Genomic DNA, 24,904 nt, shown 5'->3' on the forward strand with positions numbered 1-24,904 from the left:
GGCCAGGCCTCAACGCGGCGTGGCCGTTGTTTCGTTGGAGAGCACCTCTGCCAGAACAGCCCAGGTTCGAACGATGATGCGATAGCTCGCAAACGCACCGAGCAAACCGATCATGCCAGCGATGATCGCAATCAGCAGATACTCTTTCGTTTGCCCTTCACTGAAGACCATCAAGGCAGCTCCCATCAACGGAATGACGGCGGCGATCAATAAAAACGATTCGCTATCACTGATCATTTGCTGAGCATGACGTTCGAACTTTGGATCCCGCATCGTCGGTCGAATCATCTTGGGATAGTGCACGCAAGTCGCCACCACGTTCAGCGCGAACAGCGGGTACACCATCGCCACCCCGCCACAAATCAGCAGCGAGATGAAAAAGTGAACCGCTTGACCATCGGTGAATTCATCAAACCTCGACTTCAACAACAGCGGATAAACCAATCCCGCGATCAACCAGCAAGTGCCTCCAATCGATGCGGCTCGATACCCCAGCCGCAACATGGAATTGAGTTCCTCCTCTCCAACGGATTCACCCTGCTGAGTCGCCTTCAATGCTCTCGCGGACGCTCGCGTGTAAACCACAATCAATCCCACACCCAAGGGGAACGCGATTGAATTCACCCAAATCGCGAATTCATCCAGGCTCGGCCGCATCTCCTCCGGCATGATCTCGCTGTGGTTGTAAAAGTAATTGATGAATCCCGCGGCAATGTTGGGCAGCAAAATCGAGACCACAGACAACCACCAAGGCGACACATTCCCCAACATGTGCATCCAAGAACGTGGTTTCGGATCAAACAAGCGTGCGGCTTCTGGGTGCATCGCCAACCGCAGGCTACCGCTCATCTCGGCGCCGTTTTCCGGACGATCCGCGGGATCCACCGACAACGCGGACCGAAGCACGCTCTCCAGCACGCGTTCCGACGGCGTGTCCAACCGATCTGGAACCAACAATTCGCGTTTCCGCGCCGCATGCTGCTCTTCCAACAACTCCGTCCAAGAATGAGTCTCATGCGAACAATCAAACGGTCGCTTGCCTTGCCATAATTCCCACAGCAAAACCGCCAACGAATACAAATCCGCGGCCCCACCGACATCTTCAGGACGCCCATCTCGCGTGATGCTCATCGCATCGAGATGCTCCGGTGCCATGTAACCGACTGAACCGCCCAGCGATGAAGCGGCTCCAGCACGACCAGCAGTCCCAGCCATCGACACATTGAAATCAGCCAACTGCGGCAGACCTTCTGCGGTCAACAAAACGTTGGCTGGTTTGACATCGCGGTGCAACACGCCGGCTTCGTGTGCGGTTTGCAAAGAGTCCGCCAATTGCAAACCGACCCACGCGACCACCTTGGGCCATTCGCATCCCAACAACCACGCTCGAGTGGTCGAGCGATCCGGAACCACCTGCGCCGATTCGAGCAGTGCCTGGTCCACCGCCCGCAAATAGATCCCACCATCACGCTGGACAAGTGGAACCGAACGAGCCAAGCGAACAACATCCGCCAACGTGCCACCGGGATGAAACTGCATGTACAGCAAATGCAACTCGAACAAGCGACCTGCCGCTTCATCATCATGGACCGCCACCTTACGCTGATCAAACACTCGCACGATGTTCGGATGGTCGAACTGCGCGAGTGCCTGTGGTTCGTCCCCGGTGTCATTCGCGACTTTCAAGGCAACCAATCGCGACATGGAATTTTGGCGAGCCAGATACACATGGGCGAACGCACCCTCACCCAATTTCTGGATGATCTCAAAATCATCCACCACCGCTCCCACGGCCAATTCCATCGGCGTCCCACGACGAGGCGTTTTCGCGATAGACGCGTGCTGATCGCCCGATGAATCGAACAGCGGCTTCAAAACCGGTTCCAAATGCGGGAACCGATTTCGATAGTGCTCGTGTTCCGGAGTCTGCCCACATTCGCGACGGAGTTGAATCTCTTCCATCACCAAATCAAACGGTGCCGACTCAGCCGAAAACCATTCGGGAAAGGCATCGAAGTATTCGTCCAACCAGCGCGGGCATTCATTCTGCACCGCGATTGCCATGCTCATCTTCACCATTTCCACCAAGACAAATCGGCCCGATCGATCGCCCGCCGCCGCATCGCCTTGAAACCGAGCGGGAAGCAACTCCCAAACTCTTCGCGGATCGCCACCCTCATCGTCTTCCGCCAAACGTTCCAGGCACTCAAGCAGAATCTCGTCCAGATCCAGTGTGGAATCTTCCGCGGTAGTCGATGCACGACGTTGGGCTGACTGTCGAGACGTCATGACACAGAAAGGGTGTTTCGAGATTCGTCGAACAGGAAAACGGTGCGGCGTGCCCATGATAGCGAGCACCTCGGTAAGATGGCATGCACCGTTCTTGCTCCTCTTCCTTGCCCAGCCTGACTTCGATTGGCTCCCATTCCGGTGATCACGATGGACGACGACAGCTCACTCGACTCATCGCCCCCACCCACGGACGATCCGCTCATCCAGAGAATTCGCCAACGAGACGTCGACGCGTTGGGCGACTACATCGCTCAGAATCGCGATTCTTTGTTTCGATTCGTGAAATCCATCACCGGCGAACACCTGCTGGCGCTGGTCGAAGTCGATGATTTGATCCAAGAAATCGCGACAGCCGCCATCTCAGGTTTGCCGACCGCGCCGCTAGACCAGTATTCGGTGATGCAGTGGTTGCAACAACTCGCTCGCAGACGCGTGGTCGACGCCCATCGATTCCACTTCGACGCGAAACGCCGCGACGCGGGTCGGCAGCAATCGATTCACGGCGGCGGTGCGTCAGGTGGCGATGACGGTGCCATGGGAATGAAACAATTGCTCGCCGCCAGCATGACATCACCCAGTGCCGTGGTCAGCCAAAACATTCGACTCAACGCGATGTCTCAAGCGATCGGGCAACTCAACGAAGAACAGCAAACCGTCATCCGGCTGCGATACGTCGACGGCATGCCGACCAAACAAATCGCGGAACAACTCGGCAAAACCGACGTCTCCATCCGAGTCCTGCTGTCACGCAGCATGCGACAGCTCGAAAAACAACTCGAAGCCAACCGCCCCACACGCTAACAAAAGTGGCATAGGCTTCCAGCCTGTGAGCTCCCCTGTACCAAGACTGATGCTCGATGTCCCCTTGATGGAATCGGTACGATGCCCTTGCAAGGCCGTCGCCCACAGCCAGTCCCAATAGGATGGACGCCATCTCACCTTGAACCCAATCCCATGGATGTGGGACAAGCACACCACAGTAAGCATCGCATGAACAACAAGTGACCTAGCGGAAGGGCGCGAGCCCTCCGGTTCCTCACCGGGCGGCTTGCGCCACACCGCTAACATCGTCACTTGTTGTTCACGCGTTGCTAAGCAGCTGAGCCGAGGCATGGTTCAGAACAGGCAAATACAATTGGAATGCGAACTCAAGGGACGATGCCGAGTTCAAGAAGCGTCCAGAACAAACCTGCAGAACCGAAAGCAACAAGATTGATCACGGTGGCCAACCTCGGTCTCCGTATCCAGTAAAGCCGGCACGAGAACGCCCAGCAACTTCCAAGAAAAGCAAACCCGGCCGCCACAATCATCCCCTTGGTAAATTCAACATCGTAGCCCTGTCGCTGTGCCATGTTGATTGATTCAACCGCAATCAGTAGGGCAAGGCCGCTACTTGCTACCCCGAAAATACCCGCGAGCAGCATGAGCAATGGGTATCGACTCGGCGGCAACCGCTTGGCGGCATCGCAATGCGTTGGCGATTCATAGGGATTCAGCTCGACCGATCGACCTTGAGAAATCATCGCGAACTCCGGTTGGACATCGGCCAGCTTTCTCGAAAGGCGAAAAACAACTCGTTTGAAAAGCGAACGCTTTCGTGACATCTGAGGTTCGTTGAGTTCCTTTCTGTTTAGGGACTCGCGTGGCCCCCAAAAACCAGGCGTCCTCAGCCACCAGACGCCGTTGTCCTTTTCCAGATGAATGAAATTCGGATTGCCGATGACTTGAGGCTCGACAGTGCGAGTCAGGGTCGCTGCATCTGGTTCAGAGGCAGTTGAAATTCCCAAGCACTCTTGCCCGTCACCGACTGCTCGGGACGGGCAGGAGTGGAGTGCCCGTCCTACTTCTATTCGCATTTGCTGAAAGCCTTGGTTGAACAGGCCGTTCGTTGGCGTGAAGCAGATACGCAATCAGGTGTCGAATTTCGTCGACTGACATCGCATCCAGTAGACCAGTGGGCATGATGGACGTTTGCAATTCTCGTCGCTCCTCCACATCTTCCTTGTCGACGTAGAAAACTTTCCCATCTGCAGCGACGTAGGCTTGCTTCTTTCCTTCCTTGCCAATGATCAGACCGGTTAGCACTTGGCCATCCACGGTCAGCAACTGTTGGGGACGATAGTACGGCGCCATTTCGGCGTTTGGATTGACGATATGCTTCAAAAACCATTCCTGCGCGGCGTCTTCCTGATTGCGAATGTTGGTGAGATCCGGACCTACAGAGCTGCCGCGGCCGTGCATGGTATGGCACTTGTAGCAACCTGCAAAACCGGAATGGAAGAAAAGTCGGCGACCGACCGCTGGGTCAGGCTCTTCTGTCGCCTCTCGATGAATCAACCGGATCCACTTTTCAAGCTGATCGGCTTGCGGTTTGATGTCGACTTGTCGCTCAACAAGCCCGCCCGCAACACGTGTGCGTTTGGCTTCTGCTGAGATGAGCGGGTTGGCGTCGGACGACAGCGTGTCGAGCAACTCTGACTGATCCTGAGCAACGGAAGCCAGGCCGGCTATCGCGTCGGCTCGGAGGTTATCATCGAGAGACTGATCGGCCGCGATTTCAGCCAGAACTTCAGCCCTGTCCGCATCCGCGTGGAGGGCTAGTGAACGAACCGCTTCGAGCCGAACAACATGGTTCTGAGACCGAGCGAGTGATGCCAGATTCGCGACCGTCAGCCCGGGGTGATCAACCTTCACGTTCGCTAGCGACATCGCTCGCAGGCTCGGCGGCTTATCCGTATCCAGGGCCAGTTCCAGCAACGTCTCGTCGGGCGAGAACTCCTTTTTCGAGTCACTGCTGATCCTGGAAAGTGCCGCGACAACCGCTCGAAGGTCGCGCCGACTCAGGTCGCTTCGGTTGAGAACACCTTTCAAATTTGACTCGTATTGGATGAGCTTCTCGTCGGCAACCCACTTGATCCCGACAAAACGCACTTCCGAATCATCGTCCTTTAGCAGCGCAGGAATAATGTCAACGCGACTCGCTGCATCGGAACGTTTTAACGCCAGGGCGTAATGAGCTCGCGCGATTCCGTTGGCTTCCGACTGCCAGTCGTAGGCCGCCAACGCATCAGGTGTTTTCGACAACACGTGCATGGCTGCCGTGCGCGCGTAGGGATCATCGCTACCGAGCTTGGTGAGTGCTTCGGTCGTTGAAAGCTCCCCGGCCGGCGTTCGCTTTGACGATGGCTCGAGCGTGATCGGCTGCTTGAATTCCACTCGCCAAATGCGTCCGTTGCCATGCACCGGATAGGACAGCTTCACCCAGTCGGTAAAATAGAGATAGCGACCGTCGGCGGAATACGCGAAGTGAACCGGCCGGAAATCATCAGGACCACTGAGAAACGGTTCACGCGTCGCGGTGAATGACTCGCCCTTTGCCGTGAGCGAGTGCAGATCGACGCGATTGTCGGTCCAAGACGCGCTCAGCAGCTTTCCAGGACCATGCGGAACCAATCCGCAAGCAGCTTCGCCCAGCGCTCCGATCATCCCAAGTGTTCCAGGATTCTCGCCGTACCAACAAACCAGCGGGTGCAGTCCCGATCGACCGTATCGATACTCAAAGCCGTAGTCGGCACCCGGAACGATATGCAGCAAACGATTGGGCGGAATGGCGTTGGGGTCGTTGTCGGTGCTGAACAGGTTCCCGTCCAGATCGTACGCCATGCCGAAGGCGTTCCAGTGTCCGGTGGTTTGGCGAGTGAGCATGCTGCCATCGGTACGGCAACGATAAGTCGAACCACCCTCGGCGCCACCCGAAAGCTTCACGCCGTCCGTGCCAACAAAGGTGTAATCCGCGCCGAGGTTCTCGCCAAAACCAAAGGCGAGCCATTCAGGGTTCGCCGGATCGATCGCTAAACCACCTACGCCGTTATGTGGGTAGTCACCATCGGTTTCGCAGAGGATCAGTTTCTCGGGCTCGCCCTCTGCCTTGGCTTTTGTTGCTGCGTCCGGAAAGCGACCGATGAACCAGCGAGTGCTCACATACAGATGCCCACCGGGGCCAAACAAAAGATCTGTGCTAAAGGTGTGACCTTCGTAGAAAACCGATCGATCTTCCGCAACGCCATCCTTGTCTTTGTCTTCAAAAACAAGAATCCGGTCAGTCTTTGGTCCCTTGTAACTCGAGTTCCGTTTGTGCGTGTGATTCTCTTGCACAAACACGCGACCGTCGGGCGCGACCGCGATTCCCACCGGCGTAACGATCTCCGGATTCGCCGCGAACAACGAGACACTCTTGATGTTCGGGTGATGGATGTTCGGTGTGAATGCTGTCTTCTCGCTAGATGCCCACGAGAGATCATCCTGAGCGTGACAGAAATACGCACTTGCGATACAGATGGAGATGATCGGCAATAAAAATATCTGTCTTGAAATCATTGGAATAGTCGATGGTCGCAGGAGGTTGTTCGGATGTTAGGGAACGCTAATCAGCGCTAATTGGCCACTAATTGAAACGATCTATTAGTGTTTGATCAGTGACGATTAGCGTTCTTTGATTTCTCTGTTGTGGAGGTCGTTGACGATAAACCGTTTCCATTCCAGTTCGCCTTTTTTGCCGAAGTTGATCAGGTATCCGACTTGCTTTCGCGCGATTCGCATGTAGTTGAATATCTGTGCTTCATGGTCAGTACAGAGTTCCTTCAGAGCCTTGAGCTCAACAACAATTTCATCGAACACAAGCAGGTCCGGTCGATATTTCGGTATGAGCAACTGCCCTTTGAAGAAGACGTCCAGCTCAGCTTGTGCGACGAACGAAATGTCTCTCAATCGAAGTTCCACTTCCAATGCAGCCTGATAAATCTCCTCTGCCATGCCGTATCCGAGCTCGTTGTAGACCTCGAATGCAGCACCCATCAAATCGTACCCTTCCTGTTTCAACATCACTTCGCTCTCTCCGTCGGATGTAAGAACGCTAATCTCCGCTAATTGCACACTAATCTTTCCGAGGCCCTTTGGAAATCTGAGCAGCGTCGTGTCTTAGTGGTTGAGATCGTTCCTGTTAGTGTGTGATCAGTGAAGATTAGCGTTCCCCAATTTTCGTCTATTTGATTTCTCGAAGTGGTTCATCGACGACCATTGCTTCGGGGAAGTCTGCGCCCTTCACGCCGTCGCGACTGCGTAGTCGCTTGTTCTGTTGGCGGCCGCGTGGCGGATTCATCGGAATCTCCATCCCTCCCAACTCTTCCATCATTTCGTAAAGCCGGCTTTGCATTTGCTGTTTCGTTTTTGCAAGCGCGGGATCATAGATCAGGTTGTTTTGCTCTTTCGGATCAGCCTTTATGTCAAACAACTCATCCGTATCCCAGAGCCCGTAGTAGGTCGTGTATTTGTATTGATCTCCACGCAGGCAAAAGTGCGTTGGCGTTTGCGGGTAATTCTGTTCCCAGTAGTAGACGTAGAGGAAATAGTCACGCCATGGGATCGTCTCGCGCTGTGCTGGCGGAAGCTGGGCCAGCGGCAGGAAACTTTGCCCGTCCATGTGCGGCGGCTTCTTCAGCCCCATCGCCTGCATGACCGTTGGGGCGATGTCGATGTTTGCGACGACTTCTTCGACGACCGTTCCACCTTTGATGATCGCCGGGCACTGCATCAGCATCGGAACGCGGCTCGACGTCTCGTACGCGACTCGCTTGTCAAACAATCCGTGTTCGCCAAACATGAACCCGTTGTCGCCCATGTAGATGACCAGCGTCTCTTCATAGATGCCCATCATCTTCAACTGCTGCACAACGGCTCCGATGCTATCGTCTACGCTTCGTAGAGCTTCGCAGTATCTCTTGTAGAACCCTTCGACGCTTTGGCCAGTGTGCAAGGCAAAGTCCATGCCGTGCCAACTGTTACGCTGGTCCAGTAGCCAACGTGGTCGATTCTTCAAATTGTCTTTCAGCAGTTCGCTCGATGCCGGAAATTCATAAGGTTGGTCTTTGAGCGAGTCTTTGTATTTGGGTTCCGGTGTAAACGGATCATGCACGGCCTTGTGCGATAGATACAAAAAGAACGGTTTGTCTCGGTCCGTTTGCTGCTCAAGAAACTCGATCGCCTTTCGGGTCAGCAACGGCGTGATGTAGCCATCCTGCGGAACTCGTTTGCCATTGTCGTTGATCGTGTACTGTGGCCCCGGCGGGTAGTACTGCCCCTGGCCTTTGAAGCTGAACCAGAAATCAAAACCCGGGCGAGGATCATCATTCGCATGCCCCATATGCCACTTGCCGATGAACCCGGTTTTGTAGCCCGCCTTTTGAAGGTACTGGGGAAAGAAAAGTGTCCCATCCGGAACGGCGCGCTGGTTATCGATCACCCGGTGTCGAAATGTGTACAGCCCCGTCAAAATCGAGGCACGACTGGGAGAACACAGCGAAGTTGTGACGAAGGCGTTCTTGAGATGCGCACCGTTCTTCGCCATCGCATCCATGTGCGGCGTCTTCGCCAGTGGATGCCCCATGAAGCTCATCGCGTCGTAGCGATGATCGTCCGACAGAATGAAAACCACGTTTCGAGGTTTCGCTGCTTCGATCTTTTCAGCCTTCACCGTCAACGGAACAGGAACGACTTCTGCAGATGCAATGTGATTTGAACACAGCGTCAGCAGCAAAGCAAATGCGTGTTTAAGAAGCCTGCCTCGAGATGTGTTATTCATCAGGGCTATATCAATTTCTTTGTTGTCGTGGTTGTGTCGGAGAAGTTTCTTGGGATTGAGTAGGCTGGATCAAGGAGCGAAGCGACGTAGCTCCGGTGATCGCGTTCAGACATTTCCCGGAACGGCGCTTCGCTTGGTCCGCCCTAATTTCCGGGCGCATTGGTACGATCAGGCGTGATCTTGGCAATGTGACGATTTAGCTCGATCACGGCTTCGCTCAGGCCCGGTCGCGGCGCTAATTCATCGCCGAAAAGCCCCTGCTTGAGCCCCCCTCCTTTGTTGAAGGCACCCGTTGAGTCGATCGGATTGCACCAGAAGGCCCCGATGATGTAGGGCGTCACCAGCGCGGCGTGGATGTACTTGGCATATTCAACGCCGGCTGTCCTAGCGTCTTCTTGGAGTTTCCAGCCGCGAATCGACTTATCGCCGTCTTGAAAGCGAATCGCAAAATCACAAATCAAAATGGGCTTTCCGGTAAGCTCATGAATCTCCTGATACTTCGCCTCGGGAAACCCAGGTTGGAAAGGCGGCTGAATCGCGATCGCGTCGACCCAGGGAACCAGTTCCTCCAACACTTCGGGAACAATGGTATTGAAAGCGAAGCGCTCACCGAAAATGAGATGATCCGGATCGTGTTTCCGGTTTGCCTCGCCCATCACGCGAAAATACTCGCGTGCAATGAGCCGAAGGAAAGCAAGATCGCGTGCTTGCGCGTCATCGCCGTTCCAGATGTTTACGAATTCGTCGTAGGCCTTGCGACCGGGAGCATCGGCGGGCAGATCGCGGGTGAAATCCACCCAGTTTTTGCCAATGGAGTTCTTCAGTGGCCAAGCTCCGAGATCGGTCCAGTAATAGCCGATCAGGTTTGGGTTGTCGCGGTTCTGGAGACAGGTCTGTTTCACCTGTGTTGCAAGTCTCTGCTGCACCTGAGGATCAAAGATATCGATGAAGCGGAAGCTCCCGCCTTTGCTGCGATACATCGAGATAGGGACGTAGTTGCGTCCTTCCACGTAAGGCATGTCCTTCTTGAGTTCGGGCGGACACCCATACCCGTAGGCGTTGAAACCGAGATCTTTACAGGCTTTTGAGACGGCGCCATAGTCCTTACTCAAACTTCGGTTAGTTACATGAGTGATCCCGTGAGCAAAGAAAGGCTTTCCGTCAGGCGTGATCAGCCATGTGCGGCCATCGATCTCGGTCAGTCCGATGGATTGCGACCTCGCCGGTGCTGCATCCTGAGCACTGGCTGCCACCACTGTCAGGACCGAAACCATGCACGTGAAAGCGAGAGCGTTTCCGATCATTTTTGTTTTTCTCATCTTAGCTCCGTAGCACGGGCACTCTTGCCTATGAATCGCAATGAAATGACGAGCATGAGTGCCCGTCCTACTATTAATACATTGGAAGCCAGAGAACTCATTTGTTTGGTTCCCGTAGAAAGAGCGTTCGGCGGCGGGCAATTGCTTTGTAATGTTCGACCGTCTCGTGGTAATCGTCGTCGAGTTTCTTGATCGCTGTCTCACTCAGTGGATGGCGAACGTGTTGGTAAATGAACTCGTTCGCCTGCTGGGCGGTGGCGATCGTTTTGCTTCTGGGCTCATTGTCGATGGTGAAGAAACCTGGTTGTCCACGGTCGTAGGCGGCGACGGTATGAGCGTTATCGTGCAGGCAGGCGCAGAACGAGATGCCGATAAAGTCGGGATCGGCTGCCAGTCGACGGGAAAGCAAGTGATAGAGCACGCGACGATCCAAGTGATCGGGAACAGGCCCCGGCGTTCTGCCTGATTTAAGCAGCGCTTCCGGGTAAACATTGCCAAACACCTGGTCGCTGAGCAGCGCAGGCAGACCGGTGCTTTCAACCACGGGGTTGATCTTGTGGGTTTCGCTGAAGTGTTGCGGCGCCAACACGTCGATGTAGGGAGTGATTCGCTTCCAAAGTTCCGCGGAATACGTGACGCCTTTCACGTAGCAACCGAGGACCATGTGGCCCGAATCCACGTTGCGAATTTCGCTGTGCCCAAGCTGGTTCACCTTGACGACGATTTCGGCGATCAGGGCTTCCTGGTCTGCTGCGATCGTCTTGTTATTCGAATACGTGAAGTATCCCACGGGATAAGTGATGCCACCCTTCGTTCGCAGGTCATCGAATGACTGATAGTTCTTTTCATAGACAGAGTTCAGTTTTTGGATGTCGCCGTCGTAACGTGTTTCCAAAACGGAGATTAAGTGTTCTCGGCCTGGGCTTCCTGGCTCGCGGTTCAGGGTTTCATTGATCCACAGACCTGAACGCATAAAGGATCCAAATCCATAGTAGTACCCCATGATCCACGGGTTGTCCTTATTCGGCGTGACGTATCTCGCGACGTTTTCTCTGACGAAGTCGGCGTACTCGTCACTAAAGACGTCGGGGCGTTTCTCACCCGGCATCAGTTCCACCTGATGTTTGATCAATGGAACGTGAATGGCGTGAGGGATTTTCTCTTCGCGGTAAACGCGTTCGGCCAACTCGTAGTCGACGTAGCCGAATCGCGTTCGTTCCGTGCTGTAGGGACCGCTCCACACGCAGTTGTATCCCAGTTCGCGCATCTTCTTGATGCCGTCGCGCAGCCAAGCTTCCTGGCTGCCGTTGTAGGAGAACGTTACTGCGCCCTTTGAGAAGCCGGTCACTGGATGGCTGAGGCCAATGCCAAAGAATCCGTGACCTTCGGGTGTGACTAACCACCAGCGGTCGTCAATTTTTTGCGTGTGAAAGAATCCTGTTTTCTTGCCCTTGATGTCGGTGAAACCGCCATAGGTGTCGAGCTCTTGGGCTGACGCTGAAAGGCTGAGGGCGATGCTCATCAGCAAAGCGAGAACGGTGGTGTTGGACTTCATGCTATTGGTTTCACTTGTGGTAAGTTACGCGCGATGTTCTTCGATCGTAGTGGACGAGGTTACGAGTCCCGTACTCAAGGACTCGTGACCTCGTCCACTACAGATTGCGATACTTTCTTTCGTGCGTTGGTTAGTTTTGAAACATCTGAGCCATCTTCTGACTGATCTGCTCATTCGCGGTCGTCATTTGTTCGACGTGCTGCCCGTCGGGTTTTTCCATTTCGTCCAGGAGTCCACGTCGACGGGCTTTGTTTCGTTGATAGGCACCGCACAGGTGAAATCCGATGCAGCCGGGATTCTCAAATAGTCCAGCCAGCGTCTTTGCGTACCACGGCCCGTTGTTTGGTTTGAAAAACTCTTCGCTCCGGAAATTCACTCCCGCTGCGTCTGCTAGGAGAACTGGCATCCCGGTTTTCTTGTGCCACTCGTCGAGATGATTGACCGGATCTCTGAAATCCTGAAACGACAGCACGTCGACATACGGCTTGGCGGCATTGACCACTTCCGTCGCGATCGGCGCGTTGGCTTCGTAACGGTCGCCAAGCAACAAATGATGTTTGTCGTAGCGACGAATGGCGTCATGGGTCGTCTTGTAGTAACTGGTTGCCAGTTCGATCAGTTCTTTACGCCCAGCCTCAGTCTTTAGTCGCTCGGGATCAAAGATCGGACCACGCCATTGGTTGTCGGGTCTGTCGTGAGTCCAGGTTGGGCAGTCGCTGTAGAAATAGCCGATGAGATTCTTTTCATCAGCCAATTCTGCGCAGTGTGAGCGCGCCACATAGTCGACCCATTCCTTCCAATCTTCGCTGCGGAAATCGTAGTGGACGGTGTGTTTCTCCCATTGATGCGACTCGGTGAACGGGAGCAAATGGCAATACGGCATCTCGAGCGCGCGATACTCGTCGATGGTAAAGGGGCGCGAGTGTTGCCACTTCTTGACGGTCACCTCCTGCACCCAACCGACGGTGTTGAATCCCCAATCTTTCAGGTTTGGCGCAACCGACTCTTTGATCCAACGCAGCGTGCTGCCACCATACTTTTCACGCCAAATGTCGACGTTCTCAGGGTATCGGAGGCTCGCCGGATCAATGTGGTTCAATCCCATTGTGAAGAACGGCTTGCCCGCGGGGTCAATTAACCACCAGTGATCGTTTCGTTTACCCAGTGTGAAGAAACCACTTGCCTCGACCTGTGTCGTTTTCACTTCGGAGGCTTGAGCAGAATTCAGCAATGGCGTGGCGGCCAAGCCACAACCGAATGCCAGGCTGCTGCGCAGGAAGCTTCTGCGTTTGGTGGTCCGCATCATTCGATTCCCTCTCCAAAAGTTTGATCCATCTGTTGAACGATCTGTTGGTTTGCGGCCTTCATCAGTTCCACGTTCTCTGTGTCCGGCTTTTCCATTTCATCGAGCAATCCATATCGCCTGCCTTTGTTCCGCTGATGCGCCCCACACAGATGGAAGCCAATGCAACCTGGATTCCGATGCAAGGCCGCCAGAGTCTCTGCGTACCAGTGGCCATCGTTGGGGGTGAATTCACCCGGCTTCGTCTGCCATTTAATTTTGGCGGCGTCGGCCAGCAGCACAGGCTTGCCGGTCTTTTTGTGCCACTCGTCGAGATGCTGCACGGGATTGCGGAAGTCTTGGAAGGACAACACATCGACAAAGGGCTTGGCGGCATCGATCACCTCCATTGCAATCGGCGCGTTGGCTTCGTAACGATCCCCAAGCAACAAATGATGTTTGTCGTAACGACGGATGGCGTCGTGTGTGGTCTTGTAGTAACTGGCTGCCAGTTCGCTCAGTTCCTTGCGTCCTGCTTCAGTCTTAAGACGCTCAGGATCAAAGATCGGGCCTCGCCATTGGTTATGCGGTCGGTTGTGAATCCACGTCGGACAGTCGCTGTAGAAGTAGCCGATGAGGTTCCTGTCTTCCGCCAGTTCGGCGCATTGTGACCGTGCAACATAGTCCACCCATTCTTTCCAATCTTCACTGCGGAAATCGTAGTGGACCGTGTGCTGCTCCCATTGATGTGACTCGGTGAACGGGAGCAAATGGCAATAAGGCATATCCAGCGCACGATACTCGTCAACGGTGAAGGCACGCGAATGCCGCCACTGCCGGACGGTCACCTCTTGCACCCAGCCGACGGTATTGAATCCCCATGACCTGAGATTCGGAGCAACCGATTCTTTGATCCAACGAATCGTGCTGCCGCCATATTTTTGACGCCAGATGTCGATGTTCTCGGGGTAGCGCAGACTCGCGGGATCAATATGGTTCAATCCCATCGTGAAGAACGGCTTGCCGTCCGGGGTGATCAACCACCAGTGATTCTCTCGCTGGCCTAGCGTGAAGAATCCCACGGGCTTGACCTGAGTTGTCTTCGTTTCGGTCGCCAGAGCGGAATTCGGCGTCAGATTGGCGGTCAGCCCCGCGCCTAGAGCAAGACCGCTACGTAGAAAGTGCCGCCGATTTACCAAGTAGCTCTGGCACTCTTGCCTGACATGTTCTGGACGGGCAGGAGTGCCCATCCCACGCTTCATATCCATGATCACTCTTTGCTCAATACGAGAACTCGCAGTTGGTCGACGCCTCGCCCCGGATTGACGTTCACGCTCAACCCCAGCGTCTTCATGTCCTTGGAAACCGTCACTTCATCGGCCGACAACCCTCCACCCTCGGTCGGCTCCGGATCCTCCATCGGAAAGTGTGGTTCAAGGCCCCGATACTTCTTGGCCGCCAATGGATACTCCACTCCATCGCGTCCCACGATTGGATCGCTGCGACCCAGGTGATTTGCCTCACAAATCAATCCAACGATCTTCCGATCAAACTTGATGACACCACGGATTGGCGCGGGCTCCGTCGACCTGAAATGGAAGAGATAACTGTCGACTTTCGTCCCTGCGGGAATGGTATGGCCGAGGTCGCTGAAGAGCCGATAGTTGCCAGACGAATTCAGCGTGATCGGCATGTCCTGATCTAACAACACACCACTTTTCTCCGAGATCACTTCGATCCAGGAAGTCGTCTGCCGCCTCAGATCTTTCGGCGACACGGCCTCTTTCCAGCGAATGTTGCCTCGCAAAAAGGTGAGTCCGAGATCACTTCGTTGTCTGCTTCCCAGGACTCCGCGACTGGAGCGGACGGGAATATTCTCTGACCCCAATTCCTTGGCTTCATTTACCTTCCATCGAATCGCCTGCCCCTCTTCAATGCGAATACTCTCAACTGACCGCTTGTTCGAGCCGTCGGCCCTGGCGTCCTGACGCTCAAAGACTTCGACCAGTCCTTCGATCACGTGAACCTCTGTTTGCCGGTCCTCGCCAACCCTTAGCCCGAACTCCGTGCCTAAATCAACCACTTCCGTTTCATCCGTTGTGATCGTGAAGCCGATTGCTTCCTCCGGGATCCTCGCGACCAGATTGCCAGAAGAAACGTGCAGCAAATCCGTACTCTTCAACTCAAAATGCGATGGGCCCTGTAGCGTGACGCGAGCGCCCTGGTTGAACTCCAGCTCCACCGTGCCAGCATCCAAACGAAAGCTGCCGGCCTCAAGCAATGCCCCAGGCATCGGCTCGATATTTCGCCAGTCAGCGTCAACCGATGCGACCAACCGTGCAATAGGGTTTACTGATGCAGTGAAGTCTCCGGAAGTTGGCGTTTCTCGATCAGAGTGACTCCACTGCGTTATGGCAAATAGCGCAACGGCGGCCAAGGATGCTGCAACGACGAAGCCGAACAGCATCGATCGCGAATCAACGATCGTAGGACAGGCACTCCTGCCCGTCTGAGCACTGATGGTCTCGTCGGTGACGGGCAAGAGTGCCCGTCCTACAGATTCGTCTCGTACGGCAGCCTCTCGATAACCACCCTCCAGCGCAACTCGTAATCGATAGAGCTTCCGCAGTTGTTCATCCTTGGCGAGCAACTCGTTCAGGACTTCGACATCTTCTGCCGTCGCCTGCCCGAGCAGGTACCGATCAATTCGTTCTTCCGGTTTCATCTCGTCCGCGGTCATGACAGTTCCAGCCTCAGTTTCGCTTCGACACACTGCGATAGTTTCCCACGCAACCTGCCGATAATTTTGTAGAGCGAGTTAGGCGTCTTACCGGACTCATCAGCGAGTGTTTTCACTTCGCCTGCCCCGCGATAGGGTGCCAGAACCAGTTCACGGCGTTCCGGCGTCAGCTCGCCGAGACACTCTTCCAAAGAAAGCTGAATACGGATCAAGTCTTCCGACTCGGTTTCAACCGCTTCTTCGCGTGCGATCAGCTCAAGCACGTTCTTATCAAGAACCAGTCGGTCGCGACGCATCTTCGCGATCGCATTGAAGCACTTGTGACGAACGATGACTTTGCCCCAGGGCAGAAAGCCACTTTCGTCCCGAAGACGCTGCCGGCTTTCCCACATCGTGATGCTGGCATCCTGCAGCACATCATCCACGCGGTTCCAATCGGGCAGGATTAGGCGCGCGTAGTTTCGCAGCGCCAGCTCATGGCGAGCAAACAGCCGCACAAAATCCGCCTCGGAAATGGGATCGGGGGACTCAGGTTGATCAGATTCAACATCCATATTGCTATAGTTTGCGCCAGCCCGGACCCTGCCGCTATTTCAAGCAGATTTTTCTGGCGCGGATACCGGCTCCTATTGGCCGACGCCAATGGCGACATCCTTTCGCCACCTCGTAGCCGGAGCATTCATTCGCGCCGGCCCGAATGGGCGCTCCGTGCGCATCCGATTGCTATCCACCGTTTGCATAGTCCGGAAGAATATGGTCCAGAAAAATATCGTGCCGTGGGGTGCTAGGCACCGAGTTGCGTTCAGGCCGACGGAGAGCCTCCGTCGGCTACAGGCGAAAATGCCGGGAGGTGCCAGCCGGCTTGTGACAACCTCAACGGTTTGCAGGGAAAGCTGACGGGTTGAGAAGGGCGGCGTGGAGGCGATTTGGTTTTGACGCCGAGGCGGTGAGGCGCGGGGACGTGGAGCCTCTGCCGTTGCCCAGAACTCAACTTCGATCTTCCGGCAGACTAATCCGCCGATACACGCTCTCTCTCAAGCGATTCCAGGCGTCTCTGCGCCCTGGCGTCTTTGCGTTGAAACGGAGCCTGACGCGTCGCGATTCCGCGCAGTTGTGCTCAACCGCTCGCTGGGAACGCTCCCCAATTGCGTTCAGAAGGATGGGTCCACTCGCTTGCCGAGACGGATTGCGTTCATGCCGACAGAGGGCCTCTGTCGGCTACAGCTATCCCAACAAAGGGTCTTTGTCGGCTACCGATGGAATTGAAGTTGCACGATTTCTCGCGATTCGGATCATTCCGCGAAACCGCGTTTGCGGAGCAGGGCTTCTGTGTCGACATCACGACCGCGAAAATTGCGGTAGGTTTCGACGGGATCGATTGTGTCGCCGACGCTGAGAATGTGATCGAATAGCTTCGCAGCGGTTTCCTCGTCGAAGAAGCTTCCCGCCTCGACGAACATCTCCGCTGCGTCTGCCGTGAGCGCGTCGCTCCACAGATAGCTGTAGTAGCCGGCCGAGTAAGCGTCGCTGCTGAACAGGTGACTGAAGTGAGGCAAGCGGTGACGCATTGGCAATTCGTCTGGCATGCCGATCTCCGCCAACGCCGACTTTTCAAACTCACTGACCTCAATGTCGCCGGCCTGCAGTTGATGCAGCTGCATGTCCAGGATCGCACAAGCCAAGTACTCGACGGTTTCAAACCCGCTGTTGAACTTCGACGAGGCTTCGATCTTGTCGAGCAATTCTTTGGGCATTGGCTCGCCGGTCTCGTAGTGCGTTGCGTAGCGAGTCAACACTTCGGGCGTCGACAACCAATGCTCCAACACCTGCGACGGGAATTCAACAAAGTCGCGAGCGACATTGGTGCCAGACTGCGACGGGTAATGAACGCGACTGGACAGCCCATGCAGGGCGTGGCCGAATTCATGGAACAACGTGGTCGCGTCGTCCCAGGAAATCAAAACCGGCTTGCCGTCCGCAGCGGGAACAAAGTTGCTGTTGTTTGAAACGATCGGAGTCCGCACGGGTACGTCCGCGGAGGCGGGATCAAGATCCCATCCTGATTGACCTCGGTAATCCATCATCCACGCACCGCTGCGTTTGCCTTCACGAGCGAATGGGTCCAGGTAAAACAGTCCCACATGGCTTCCGTCGGACTTCTGCACCACTTCGTAAACGGTGACATCGGGATGGAAGATGGGCAGATTCCCGACAGGTTGAAACTGGAATCCGAACAGTTCATCCGCACACCACATCATCGCCTCGACCAAGCGATCGAGTTGCAGATAAGGACGCACTTCCGCCATGTCCAAGTCGTATTTTTCAGCCCGGACCTTTTCGGCGTAGTAGCGGTAGTCCCAAGGTTCGATTTTGATCTTCGGTTTGCCAGCGGCTTCCATTTCTGCGTCGGCGATGGCTTGCATGTCCGCCACTTCCGTCGCGACTCGCTGCACGGCGTGAGGCCAGACCTTCATCATCAATTCCATCGCACGATCGGGCGTGCCCGCCATCGTGGATTCCATTCGCCAATGAGCGTGGGTGGGATAGCCGAGCAATTTCGCTCGGGCCGCGCGCAGATTCAAGATCTCGCGAATGATGCCTTTGTTGTCGTATTGATCGTTGTTGTCACTGCGGAAGTAATAGTTTCGCCAAACCTCTTCCCGAAGCTCGCGATCATCCGCGTTTGTCAAAAACGGGTCCATCGACGAACGCGTATTGGTCACAGCCCACTTGGCCTTGCCACCTTTTTCTTCGGCCGCGACCGCCATTGCGTCCCGCGTCGATTGAGGCACCCCGGACAATCGCGACTCGTCATCAATCCAAGTGACGTGGCCTTTCTCTTCTTCGAGGACGTTCTGGTTGAAGTCGGTGAACAACCGAGCCAATCGCGTGTTGATCTGCGACAGCTTGGATTTGTCTTCCGGACTCAACCGAGCCCCGCGGCGGACAAAGTTCTTGAACGTTTCATCGAGCAGACGTTTTGCGTCGTCATCCAGCGTTACTGTCTTCTTTTCAAAGACGTCATCGTGGACCGCTTCGATCCGAGCGAACAACTCCGCGTCCTGCGTCACTGAATCGGAATAGGCCGCCAACTTGGGCGTGATGCTGCGTTCCAAATCTGGGATTGGCCCAAGATTCAAGTTCCCCGCATGCACATCGAACAGCACCTCGATTCGGTGCAAGGCTTCGCCAGCGGTTTCCATCGCGAGAACAGTGTTCTCGAACGTGGGCGGCGCCGACTGGTTGGCGATTTCGTCAATTTCCTTCTCCGCCTGCTCGATCGCGGCGTCAAAGGCAGCGCTGAATTCATCGACACGCACTTCGTTCCATGGCGGTACCCCACCATGAGGTCCCAACCAGGGTTTCAAAAGCGGCGAAGTGGAAAGGAGAGTCTGCGAGCTGTTCACGGAAGATTCTTGTGAATAGGAAGGTTGGACCAACGCGATCGCGGCAAGGAAGCTTGCCGGAACAACACACCATCTCATTTGATGAACCCTTTTGATTTCAGAAGTTCCACCACCGCATCCGCACATTCTGCGATGGAAGTGGTGGAGGCATCGACGGCCAAGTCTGGATTGGTCGGAACGTCGTACTTTGCAGTCACGCCAGGGAAGTTGGACAACTCGCCCGCGTCAGCTTTCGCGTACTGTCCCTTGGTGTCACGTTCGCGGCAAACTTCCAACGGAGTCGCCACGTGCACGACCAAGAACTGATCTTCACCGATGAGCTTGCCGACTTTTTGACGCACATCATCAGATGGTGCCACCAAAGACGCCAAGCAGATCAGCCCAGCATCGTTCAGGGTATGAGCCAGGTGACCGCTGCGACGCAAATTCTCGCTGCGATCGTCCGCGCTGAAGCCCAAGTCTCGGCTCAATCCGCGACGTACGAATTCGCCATCCACCACAGCAACCGATCGTCCCGCGTCGAACAATTTGCGTTCGACAGCCCGAGCGATAGAAGTCTTGCCGCTGCCGGTCAGACCGGTCAACAACACGGTGGCGGGTTTCTGTCCGAATCGAGCGGCTCGTTCTTCCGATGTAACCGTTGAGAGTGCGTCCGACGAATCATCGGCGGAGACTTCATCGTCCCATACCGATTTGTGGCTTCCAGTCGTTCCACGATCTAGGATCATCCCAGCGGCGACGGTCGCATTGGTGATGCGGTCGACCAAGATGATCGCTCCCGTCGTTCGGTTGCGACGGTAGGGGTCGTGGTGAATTGGTGCGGACAACGACAACCGAACTCGTCCGATTTCGTTCAGTTCCAACGTAGGCGCCGGCATGCGGTGCAAATCGTTGACGTCAACTTTATAAGCCAACGTTTCGACGTTCCCGGGGACCGTTTGCGTGGTGTGTTTGACCAAGTAAGTCTTGCCCGGAACCATCGCTTCTTCGTTCATCCAAACCAACATCGCCTCGACGTCGGACTCGCTTCGCGGCAGGTTGCCACTTCGGACAATCATGTCACCGCGACTGGCGTCGATTTCATCTTCCAACGTCAGCGTGACCGCAAGCGGTGCGTAGGCTTCATCCAAGTTGCCGTCGTAGGTGACGATTTCTTTGACCTTGGACTTCTGACGGCTTGGCAGAACCGTGATCTCTTCGCCTTTGCGAATGATTCCGGATGCAATCGTTCCGCAGAAACCGCGGAAGTTGAGGTTGGGACGATTGACCAACTGAACCGGCAACCGGAAGTCTTGCAGATTGCGGTCCGATCCGATGTAGACCGTTTCCAGGAAGTTCATCAGCGTGCTGCCGGTGTACCACGGCATGTTCTCGCTGCGGTCGACCAAGTTGTCGCCGTTAAGCGCACTGATTGGAATGAAGTGCAGATCGGGCAAATCCAAACGTGTCGCGAAACTGCGATAGTCGTCGCAGATTTCGTTGAAGCGATCTTCGCTGTAGTCGACGCCGTCGATGTCCATTTTGTTGACTGCCACGACCACGTGGCGAATGCCCAACAAAGACACGATGAACGAGTGACGACGGGTTTGCGTCAGCACGCCGTGACGGGCATCGATCAAGATGATCGCCAAGTCAGCGCTACTGGCACCGGTCGCCATGTTGCGAGTGTATTGTTCGTGACCAGGCGTGTCCGCGATGATGAACTTGCGTTTCGCGGTGCTGAAATAGCGGTACGCCACATCGATCGTGATGCCTTGTTCGCGTTCTTCTTTCAGCCCGTCCATGAACAACGATGGATCGAATCCACCAGCCACGCTGCCTTGCCGAACCGAGTCACTTTGGACCTTGGCCAGCTCGTCCTCGTAGACCAATTTGGAATCATAGAGCAGACGGCCAATCAACGTGCTCTTGCCATCATCCACGCTGCCGCAGGTGATGAAACGCAGCAATTGCTTTTGCTCATGCTGCTTCAAGTAAGCATCGATGTCGGTAGCGATCAGATCAGATTGATGAGACATAAGAGGACAGGTTTTTGCAGTTAGCCGTTAGCTTCTAGCAACAGCCGATCGGAGGTACAGGTTTACGTTGAGAAGGAAGCGGATGCCGCTCGGAATGTTCCGCTACCGAAGAGCTTGCCGCTAGCAGCTAGTAGCCAGCAGCCGATCGCAAAGCGATCAGAAGTAGCCGCGTTCTTTTTCTTTTGCATGCCGACGCCGCCTTCATCTTGGTCAATGATTCGACCTTGGCGTTCGCTCGTTCGGGTCAGCAGCATCTCTTGGATGACTTCGGGCAATGTGGCCGCTTCACTTTCGACTGCTCCGGAAAGCGGATAGCAACCCAGAGTCCGGAAACGCACCATGCGGGTCTCTTCTTTTTCACCCGGAAGCAATGGCATGCGATCGTCATCTCGCATCAGCAACAATCCGTCGCGATTGACGACTTGGCGAGGTGCGGACAAGTACAACGGGACGATCGGAATGTTTTCCATGTGGATGTACTGCCACACATCCAACTCGGTCCAGTTGCTCATCGGGAAGACGCGAATGGATTCACCCTTGTTGACTCGTCCGTTGAACAAGTTCCAGAGTTCTGGACGCTGGTTCTTTGGATCCCAACGATGTGACTTGTCACGGAAGCTGAAGACGCGTTCTTTAGCACGGCTCTTTTCTTCGTCACGGCGAGCTCCACCAAAGGCGGCGTCGAACTGGTATTTATCCAGAGCCGCTTTCAGAGCGTCCGTCTTCATCAACTCGGTGTGACGCTCGCTGTCTTCCCACGGGGGAATGTTGGCCTTCAGACCTTCTTCGTTGATGTGGACCAACACATCCAAACCCAACTTCCCACGAACATAATTTTCGCGGTGCTCGATCATTTCCTTGAACTTGTACGTCGTGTCGACGTGCAGCAGCGGAAATGGCAACTTGGCCGGGTGGAAGGCTTTCAAGGCTAGGTGAAGCAGCACCGCGGAGTCTTTGCCGATCGAGTAAAGCATCACCGGTTTTTGGAATTCCGAGACCACTTCTCGAAAAATGTGGATGCTCTCGGCCTCGAGCTGTTTCAGGTGAGTGAGGCTGTAATCGGACATAGACATTCGAAATTAGGTGAAAACGATTCGGGTTCGCCACGTCATTGAGCGCAGCAGTATAAACGGGGTGCAGAATCGATCCAGTCGGAACTCGATTCAGCGAACTCAGCCCTTGTTTTTCTTCGTCAGCTCCAAGATCACGCCACGACTGGCGTCGGCGGCCTCGGGCGAGTCAGCCTCTTCGGCCTCCGCCAATTCGGGGGCGACACTCCCCAACGGGTAGGTCGCGACAACGCGGAGTTCGAGACCTTTGAGCAATCCGTGATGACGGGCTTCCCCCCGTTCATCGACCCACTTGGGACCTTTGATCAGCAACAATCGATCAAACTGACTCCAGTGAGGCTCAACCCAGCGGCAGAACTTGAGAAGGCTGCCAACGGCACGGCTGACGATCGTGGTGAAGCGAAAATCTTCCAGCAAATCTTCCCCGCGAGCCGCATAGACCGGCACCGGCAGATTCAGTTCGGTCACCAACTCGTCCAACACCTTGGCTCGTTTGCCGACCGATTCTGCCAAAGCGACGTCGATATCGGGCCGCAACATCGCCAGTGGAATGCCGGGCACGCCATTTCCGCTGCCCATATCCAGGACTTCTTCGCCGGGCTGGATCAACTGAGCCAATTGCAAGCAATCGCGTAGATCACGTGTGACGAACAAATCCCACGTCGTGTGCCGGGTCAGGTTGATCTGCTCGTTGTACCGCCACAGCGACTGCGCGTATTGCTGCAGCGACATGCCCAAAGGCTCATCGAGCTCGAGTCCGAATTGTTCCAAGGCCGTTTTGAATTCTGCGTCAATCATGCCCGCAGGTCATACCAGGGGCGATCGAAGCTGGGTAGCGGAACAGTGGCCCAGAAACGCCGAAAGGCGACAAAAACGGCCACGCAACGGACATCGAGAGCCAAAAATCGGCCGCTGGTGCTGGCGAAAGCAAGTCGCGGGAATCCCACGACTCATTCTTTCACCTGGAAGAACGATCCGATCCACTCAGGCCAAATCACTCAGGAAGACTGAAATTGATCGGTGGAGTCGATTCTTTCGATTCCGTGGCAGGAGCGGTCCCCTCGGCTTTCGCGTCCGCCTTGGGCGATTCCGCTGGTGCAGCCGCACTCGGGTCTTGGTAGCTCACCGCTGAGTTGCTGCCAGGAACAACAGGTTGCTGTCCGTTGGGCTGCATCGCACCAGGAATTGCGTAGCTCGGTGGAGCCGCGTAGCTCGGTGGTGTCTGATTGGCGAGGTGAGCCGGTGCCGAAGCAACCGTGGCCACAGGGCCGGCCGCTGCACCAATATTTTTGCCAGGAGTCGCTGTGGATGCGATGTTGGCCGCCGGAGTAGTTCCCAATCCTGGGTTCAGCTGAGCCAGCATCTCACGCGAACGGTCGATGGCACGTTTGGTGGCCGGGTCACCTGCCGCAGCGGCTTCATGCGTGACAGCCTGCTGCAGGTGAATCTGAGCGTCTGCGTTCTGGCCTTTCTTGTAGTGCAAGAACGCCATGTTGAAGTGAGCCACCGCGGGCTTGTTGTTGGCCGCCAACACCTTGAAAGCCTGTTCGCTTTGCCCCGACTCGAAATGCACGCTGGCCAAGTTGTTGGCGTAACGCGAAGTTCCGGGAGCCAGTTCCAACGCACGGGCCAAGGTTTGCACGGCCATCGGGTGCTGCCCCAATTTGCCCAACGTCAGCCCCAAGTCGTTGTACAGAGCTGCGTCGTTTGGATTCTGCGCAATTGCTTTTTGGAAGAATTCAGCCGCCTTGGAATGGTTGCCTTCGCGGAAGTGAAGGCGAGCCACGCTGGTCAACGCGGATGCATGATTTGGCGCATCTTCCAGTGCCTTGGAATAGCTTTCCATGGCCTTGGTCAAGTTGCCCGTTGATTCCCAAAGTTGTCCATTGGCAACCAAGACGTCTGGTTCCAATTGACCGGGTTCGTTTTCCAATGAGAGCGGATCGCTGTTAACGTCCGATGATTCGCGTTTGAACCAACCAGCGACCGTGCCGGTGGTCTTGCCCCAAGCGTTCTTGGTCGCGGTGCCGACGCCACCGGCAGCTTTGCCCACCGAATCACCCGCCGAAGCGATGAAGCTGGGGCCTTCGTTGGGTTCGCTAACCGTTGCCGTGCTTTTGCTTGCGAACGGATTCATTGATGCCAAGGACATCGAACGAGTTGCGCAACCGGTTGAAGTCAACGTGAGGCAACCACCCACAACCAACGAGAAAACGAGTTCACGCTTGGCTGGGCGAGTCTTGCGAGTTGCGTTTGGCTGACGTGTGGCGTCCATGTTTCACACTTCGATGAGGAGCATTCGTGACCGGCCATTGCAACCGGCTCCGCCCGTTTCAAACGTGTGTAAAACGGGCGTTTCGATGGATAATCCAATCACAGCAGATCATTCCATTGGCTTTGATCGACCATTCACTTGACCAACTTCAACGACTTTAGCGTCCACAACGATTTTTCTGAAAATACTTCTTCAGACACATGTGAGCGTGGTGACGCAAGCGCGGCTTTGCGACCGACTCAATTCAACGTCGCGAATTGTGAAGCTACTGCGGCATTCTTATCGGCCAGAACTCGTCATCGATTCGAT

The 24,904-nt window shown here is 55.3% G+C and carries 17 protein-coding genes; 1 reads left to right on the forward strand and 16 read right to left on the reverse strand.

Features of this window, described 5'->3' with window-relative positions; translation table 11 throughout:
• Window positions 1-9: 9 nt before the first annotated feature.
• Window positions 10-2,289, reverse strand: coding sequence for a serine/threonine-protein kinase (locus RE6C_RS01735; protein WP_315852337.1), 2,280 nt, complete (start codon window positions 2,287-2,289; stop codon window positions 10-12).
• A 150-nt stretch (window positions 2,290-2,439) separates the two neighbouring features.
• Here RE6C_RS01735 and RE6C_RS01740 point away from each other — a divergent pair, with 150 nt between their 5' ends.
• Window positions 2,440-3,093 carry an RNA polymerase sigma factor gene (locus RE6C_RS01740; protein WP_039960969.1) on the forward strand — a complete coding sequence of 218 codons (654 nt, stop codon included), beginning with the start codon at window positions 2,440-2,442 and terminating at the stop codon, window positions 3,091-3,093.
• Between the two features lie 347 nt (window positions 3,094-3,440).
• On the opposite strand, the gene RE6C_RS32365 is transcribed toward RE6C_RS01740, so the two are convergent.
• The 15 genes from RE6C_RS32365 to RE6C_RS01815 form a co-directional block, all read right to left on the reverse strand.
• Window positions 3,441-4,079, reverse strand: a complete 639-nt coding sequence (locus RE6C_RS32365; protein ID WP_008653270.1) for a hypothetical protein — start codon at window positions 4,077-4,079, stop codon at window positions 3,441-3,443.
• A gap of 13 nt (window positions 4,080-4,092) precedes the next feature.
• Window positions 4,093-6,669, reverse strand: coding sequence for a PVC-type heme-binding CxxCH protein (locus RE6C_RS01750; protein ID WP_144054628.1), 2,577 nt, complete (start codon window positions 6,667-6,669; stop codon window positions 4,093-4,095).
• A 105-nt stretch (window positions 6,670-6,774) separates the two neighbouring features.
• The gene (locus tag RE6C_RS01755) at window positions 6,775-7,173 is read right to left on the reverse strand and encodes a GxxExxY protein (protein WP_008653272.1); all 399 of its coding nucleotides are present in this window, start codon (window positions 7,171-7,173) and stop codon (window positions 6,775-6,777) included.
• A 160-nt stretch (window positions 7,174-7,333) separates the two neighbouring features.
• On the reverse strand, window positions 7,334-8,929 hold the full coding sequence (locus RE6C_RS01760) for a sulfatase family protein (protein WP_052034904.1): 1,596 nt from the start codon (window positions 8,927-8,929) through the stop codon (window positions 7,334-7,336).
• 143 nt (window positions 8,930-9,072) lie between these two features.
• Window positions 9,073-10,248 carry a beta-agarase gene (locus RE6C_RS01765; RefSeq protein WP_201766865.1) on the reverse strand — a complete coding sequence of 392 codons (1,176 nt, stop codon included), beginning with the start codon at window positions 10,246-10,248 and terminating at the stop codon, window positions 9,073-9,075.
• Window positions 10,249-10,345: 97 nt separating this feature from the next.
• The gene (locus RE6C_RS01770; protein WP_008653278.1) at window positions 10,346-11,803 is read right to left on the reverse strand and encodes a hypothetical protein; all 1,458 of its coding nucleotides are present in this window, start codon (window positions 11,801-11,803) and stop codon (window positions 10,346-10,348) included.
• A 130-nt stretch (window positions 11,804-11,933) separates the two neighbouring features.
• Window positions 11,934-13,109 carry a hypothetical protein gene (locus RE6C_RS01775; protein ID WP_008653279.1) on the reverse strand — a complete coding sequence of 392 codons (1,176 nt, stop codon included), beginning with the start codon at window positions 13,107-13,109 and terminating at the stop codon, window positions 11,934-11,936.
• The gene (locus tag RE6C_RS01780) at window positions 13,106-14,353 is read right to left on the reverse strand and encodes a hypothetical protein (protein ID WP_039960965.1); all 1,248 of its coding nucleotides are present in this window, start codon (window positions 14,351-14,353) and stop codon (window positions 13,106-13,108) included. The genes RE6C_RS01775 and RE6C_RS01780 overlap by 4 nt, the downstream gene beginning before the upstream one ends.
• A gap of 2 nt (window positions 14,354-14,355) precedes the next feature.
• Window positions 14,356-15,825, reverse strand: a complete 1,470-nt coding sequence (locus RE6C_RS01785) for a FecR domain-containing protein (RefSeq protein ID WP_008653284.1) — start codon at window positions 15,823-15,825, stop codon at window positions 14,356-14,358.
• A complete protein-coding gene (locus RE6C_RS01790; RefSeq protein ID WP_008653286.1) occupies window positions 15,822-16,379 on the reverse strand; it encodes a sigma-70 family RNA polymerase sigma factor in 558 nt (185 codons plus the stop codon). The genes RE6C_RS01785 and RE6C_RS01790 overlap by 4 nt, the downstream gene beginning before the upstream one ends.
• A gap of 738 nt (window positions 16,380-17,117) precedes the next feature.
• On the reverse strand, window positions 17,118-19,310 hold the full coding sequence (locus tag RE6C_RS01795; protein WP_236617865.1) for a M3 family metallopeptidase: 2,193 nt from the start codon (window positions 19,308-19,310) through the stop codon (window positions 17,118-17,120).
• Complete coding sequence (gene cysN, locus RE6C_RS01800; RefSeq protein WP_008653289.1) at window positions 19,307-21,250, reverse strand: sulfate adenylyltransferase subunit CysN; 1,944 nt, start codon at window positions 21,248-21,250, stop codon at window positions 19,307-19,309. The genes RE6C_RS01795 and cysN overlap by 4 nt, the downstream gene beginning before the upstream one ends.
• Window positions 21,251-21,312: 62 nt before the next feature.
• Window positions 21,313-22,317, reverse strand: a complete 1,005-nt coding sequence (cysD, locus tag RE6C_RS01805; RefSeq protein WP_008653291.1) for a sulfate adenylyltransferase subunit CysD — start codon at window positions 22,315-22,317, stop codon at window positions 21,313-21,315.
• A 105-nt stretch (window positions 22,318-22,422) separates the two neighbouring features.
• Window positions 22,423-23,118, reverse strand: a complete 696-nt coding sequence (gene rsmG / locus RE6C_RS01810) for a 16S rRNA (guanine(527)-N(7))-methyltransferase RsmG (protein ID WP_008653293.1) — start codon at window positions 23,116-23,118, stop codon at window positions 22,423-22,425.
• Between the two features lie 196 nt (window positions 23,119-23,314).
• Window positions 23,315-24,595: a tetratricopeptide repeat protein gene (locus RE6C_RS01815; RefSeq protein WP_039960967.1), complete on the reverse strand. Its 1,281-nt coding sequence runs from the start codon at window positions 24,593-24,595 to the stop codon at window positions 23,315-23,317.
• Window positions 24,596-24,904 lie beyond the last annotated feature (309 nt).

Source organism: Rhodopirellula europaea 6C (assembly GCF_000338295.1).
In the GTDB taxonomy this organism is placed as follows: Bacteria; Planctomycetota; Planctomycetia; order Pirellulales; family Pirellulaceae; genus Rhodopirellula; species Rhodopirellula europaea.